Source organism: Candidatus Sericytochromatia bacterium, assembly GCA_035285325.1.
In the GTDB taxonomy this organism is placed as follows: domain Bacteria; phylum Cyanobacteriota; class Sericytochromatia; order S15B-MN24; family JAQBPE01; genus JAYKJB01.
This window is the reverse complement of the sequence record JAYKJB010000008.1, coordinates 1-4316: the sequence shown is the minus strand read 5'-3', so window position 1 is coordinate 4316 and position 4316 is coordinate 1. Positions and strand designations below refer to the sequence as shown.

At 69.6% G+C, this 4316-nt stretch carries 4 protein-coding genes; 2 read left to right on the top strand and 2 right to left on the bottom strand.

Features of this window, described 5'->3' with window-relative positions:
• Positions 1 to 735, top strand: a 735-nt coding sequence (locus VKP62_01275) for a PD-(D/E)XK nuclease domain-containing protein (protein ID MEB3195812.1), incomplete at its 5' end; no start/stop codon positions are given.
• A gap of 52 nt (positions 736 to 787) precedes the next feature.
• Here the strand turns inward: VKP62_01275 and VKP62_01270 are convergent.
• Together VKP62_01270 and VKP62_01265 are read right to left on the bottom strand one after the other, a co-directional pair.
• Positions 788 to 1243, bottom strand: coding sequence for a hypothetical protein (locus VKP62_01270; GenBank protein ID MEB3195811.1), 456 nt, complete (start codon positions 1241 to 1243; stop codon positions 788 to 790).
• A gap of 137 nt (positions 1244 to 1380) precedes the next feature.
• A complete protein-coding gene (locus VKP62_01265) occupies positions 1381 to 2136 on the bottom strand; it encodes a YebC/PmpR family DNA-binding transcriptional regulator (protein ID MEB3195810.1) in 756 nt (251 codons plus the stop codon).
• Positions 2137 to 2396: 260 nt separating this feature from the next.
• On the opposite strand from VKP62_01265, the gene VKP62_01260 reads away from it, so the two are divergent.
• The coding region (locus tag VKP62_01260) for a hypothetical protein (protein ID MEB3195809.1) at positions 2397 to 4316 on the top strand (1920 nt) is incomplete at its 3' end.

The following is a 4316-nucleotide window of genomic DNA, read 5'->3' as shown; positions in this document are numbered from 1 at the left end:
CGCGAATTTCGACCCTACTGGTTCGAGACGGGCACGCCGACCTTCCTGGTGGAGCACCTGGCCCGTCATCGCTTCTTCACGCCGGACCTGTCGCGGCTGCAGACGACCGAGGCGCTGCTATCGAGCTTCGATGTGGAGCGAATCGAGCCGGAGGCGCTGCTGTGGCAGGCGGGCTACCTGACGCTGCACGGTGTTGAAACCGCACGTTCCGGGCAGCGCCTCTACACCTTGGGTTATCCGAATGCCGAGGTGGAGGCGGCGCTGAACGAGTCGCTGTTGCCCCTGTTCGGGCCTGAGGCGCGGCCGGCGGCGCAGGCGCGGCAGAAATTGGAGCGGGCGCTGTACGCCGGGGAGATGGAAGCCGTCGAGGCGGCGTTTCACGCCCTGTTCGCGAGCATCCCGCACGACTGGCACCGCAATAACCCGCTGGCGCAGTATGAGGGGTATTACGCGAGCGTGTTCTACAGCCATCTGGCGGCGCTGGGGCTGGATGCGCGGGTGGAAGACGCGACCAACAAGGGGCGTATTGACCTGGCCTTGCGGCTGGAAGACCGGGTGTACCTGTTCGAGTTCAAGGTGGTCGAGCTGGTGCCGGAGGGCAGGGCTCTGGCGCAACTGCAGGCGAAGGGCTACGCCGAGAAGTACCGGGCGCCGGGCCTGCCCGTCACGCTGGTGGGCATCGAGTTCAGCCGCGAGCAGCGGAATCTGGTGGGCTTCGAGGTGCCTGAAGGCTAGGCTGTTCCTCTCCCGGGGCGTTGCCGACAGGACCTGACGCTCACCGCGCCCGCTACGGCAGCAAGCGACGCCAGCCCCCGAACCAGCTCTGGCTCGGGGCATCCGGGCGAGCCAGTTCCTCCTCCGACAGGCGACCATCCCGGTCGCGATCGCGGGCCGCGAAGGCCTGCAGGTGGCGTTTCTGGATCGGCATGCCCCGCTCGGCGCGCAGCAGCCCGGGGGGCGTCTCCGCCGCGCGAAATTCTTCCAGGGTCCAGCCGCCGCGTTCCCCGCGGGCGGCCTCGGCCGCGCGTTCGCGATCGCGCAGGGCGTGGAAGGCCTCGGCGCTGAGCGCGCCGTCGTCGTGGCCGGCGGCCCTGCGGAACTCACTTGCCGAGCGTCCGGAGGCGAGCCACTCGTCGCGGTTCAGCTTGCCGCTGCCGTCCTGGTCGAGCAAGGCGTGGACCCGGCGATCGCGCTCGGCCGGGGCCAGCTGGAAACGGGCGGCGTGGGACGAGATGGGGGGCATGGCGAGGCCTCGCGGTCAAAGGGGGGCTGACCCCCTTGTCGGACGCGCGAGGGGCGGGGTGACGCGGATTAAGCGAAGCCTGGTCGAACTTTAAGCCCCGCGTTGCGATTTGTTGGCGACCCCCCGTGCGCGAAAGTTCAGGCGTGCGCCAGCTCGGCCATCAGGGCTTCCGGCAGGTCGAAGTTGGCCGTCACGTTCTGCACATCCCCCAGCTCGTCCAGCGTGTTCATCAGCTTCACGAGCTTCTTGGCGGTGTCGCGGTCCTCGACCAGCACGGTGTTGGCCGGAATCAGCGAGACCTCGGCGCTGGCGAGGCTGACCTTGGCGGCCCGCAGCGCGTCGGTGACGGCCTCGAGGGCGTCCGGGGGACACTCGATCAGGAACTCACCGTCCTCCGCCCGCAGGTCTTCAGCGCCCGCATCGGCTGCCAGCAGCAGCAGGTCTTCCTCGTGGTGCTGGCCCTGCTCGTTCGGCACCACCACCAGGCCCACGCGCCGGAACATCCAGCCCACGCAGCCGGTCTCGCCCAGGTTGCCGCCGGCCTTGTTGAAGGCCGCGCGCACCTCGCCGGCCGTGCGGTTGCGGTTGTCCGTCATCGCGTCGATCACGATCGCCACGCCGCCGGGGCCGTAGCCTTCGTAGGTGATCTCTTCCAGGGTCTCGGAACTCTCCTCGCCGGTGCCCTTGCGGATCGCCCGCGTGATGTTGTCATTCGGCACGCCGGACTCCCGGGCCCGGTCGATCGCCTGGCGCAGCCGGAAGTTACCGGCGGGGTCCCCGCCGCCCTGGCGCGCCGCCACGATGATCTCGCGCGCCATCTTCACGAAGACCGAGCTGCGGGCCGAGTCGAGCTTGCCCTTCGAGCGTTTGATGTTCTCCCACTTGCGTCCCATAGGCTCCTCCAGGCGACTAGGGTAGCAAGGGCGGGGCCTTGAAATCAACGCGGGCCGACGCCACGGGGCCACCAGCCCTGCCTGCGCCATCCCGGCTCCAACTTTCTCCTCCAGGTCGCTTGCAGGCAGCCGGGAGACCGCTGGGGTGTGGATGCGAAAAGGGGCCGCGGGAGATATGTCAGTTGTGACCCTCAGAGGGGTAGATAGCCCGGGGTGCGCACGGCTGCAGGTGGGCACTTTTTGCTCGAAAGGAGCCCCGCGTGCGCCACGCCCCTCGCCTCTCGTCCTCCCTCGCGATCGCACTCGCCCTGGCCGGTTGCACCTTGCCAGGGGCCACCGTGGCACCCTCCGGGGCTTTCAGTGGGGCCGCGGACGTTGCGCCCGCCTCCGGGGCGCCTGGTGTCCCGGCCCCCGGAGCGGCCACGCAGCCCGCCTCGGTGGCAGGCGGCTACCTCCAGGACGTCTGGCTGCTCCAGGGCCGCGCGTCCGTCGACGGGCAGGCGCCGCTCGCGAACGCGGAATTGCGCGCCTACGACGTGCAGACGGGGATCGCGCTCAAGTACTGGGCCTGGGATGCGGCCGGACGCCGGGTGCTGCCGGGCGTGCCTCGCACGGACGCCGAGGGGCGCTGGCACCTCGCCTTCCTGCCACTGGTGGGCGAGCGTGTTGTGCGCCTCGTGGCGCGCAGCGGCAGCCAGACCGTCGTCACGCTCTTCACCTCGCGCGGGCGGGTGCTGCCCGGGCTGGGGACGGGCGGCGCGGCGGGGTATCGGTTGCAGCAGACCGCCAACCTCGCGCTGAACCCCCGCAAGCTCGCGGTGAACCCTGAACTCGTCAACCCGGTGGTGGTTTCGGCGGCTTACGTCAGACCAGTGGCGGGAGGCGGCTTTGTCTCCCCTATGGTCGATCCCACGGGTGTGGTGCAGGCCTCTTCCTTCGCCGTGCCGACTGGAAGCCTGCCGGCGGATATGCTGCAGTTCCTTTCCTCGGCCAGCGACTTTCCCTGGTCGCCGGTGACGACGCCGGGCGGCAATGGCGGGAATGGCGGCGCAGGCGGTCTGCCTGGCAGCGTCGGCGGCTCGGGCGGGTTTGTTGGGAATGGCGGCTCGGGCGGCGTTGCTGGGACCGGCGGCGACTCGGGGGCTGGCGCCAGCGTCGTGACCAAGATGGCCGACGTGGAGGTCCAGACGAACACGCTCATCGCCCTCGAACGGCAGATGGACGGCCTCGAGGCCCGCTACGCCATCCTGGCCCCGACCTACAGCCTGTCGATGAAGGCGACGGACGTGATTGCCACCCTTGCGCCCAGCCTCCCTTGGCGCGTTCGCAAGCTCGAGGAACGGGTCGAGGCCTTCGGCCCCAAGCTGGACCGCCTCGAAGGCGCTGCCGCGAAGTACCGCCTCTTCCCCGTGGAGAGTGAGGCCCTCGTCGCAAAGGGCCCCGACACCCTCAAGACCCTCGAGACCCTCGCCACCGCGATCGGCGCCTACCAGAAGCGCCTCGATGCGATCGCCCCGCTGCAGCCGGCCCCCGTCGCGATCGACGCCAACACGACGCTGAGCGCCGTCGCGCTGGAATCCGGCAAGGTGAAGTTCAGCATCAAGCAGGCGGACTTCGCGAAGGCCGTGGAGCAGGCCACCGGGAAGGAACGCACGGCCCTCAAGGAGGCTCTCGACGCCATCCAGAAGGCGATCAAGAACACCACCGGCACCACCTTCCAGGCCTTCGCCAGCGCCTTCTTCCACGACAACGGCACGGTCTCGGACGCCAAAGGCTTCTCGGACGTGCTCTCCAAGGGCACCAGCGCCTTCAAGGCCAGCTTCACGGCCATCCTGGAGTACGTCGACGTGACCTATGAGTCCGACCCGACGCCGCCTGCCACCCAGCAGACGCTCACGGCCCCCGCCAACGTCTTCCCGCCGACCTCGGGTGGCGGCGGGGGAAGCCGAAGCGGCGTCAGCACCCCCAACGCTCCTTCCGGCCCCACGCTCGTGAGCAGCGGCCTGTTCACCCGGGTCACGGGCTACAATGACGACACGGCGCTGTCCACCCGCCAGGTGGGGGGGCTGCACAACCACCCAGGCGACACGCTCCACGACGTGCTGGTGGATGCCTCCGGGATGGTGTACGTGAGCACCCAGCAAGGCACGCGCGAACTGCAGAGCTATCAGCTCGGCGCC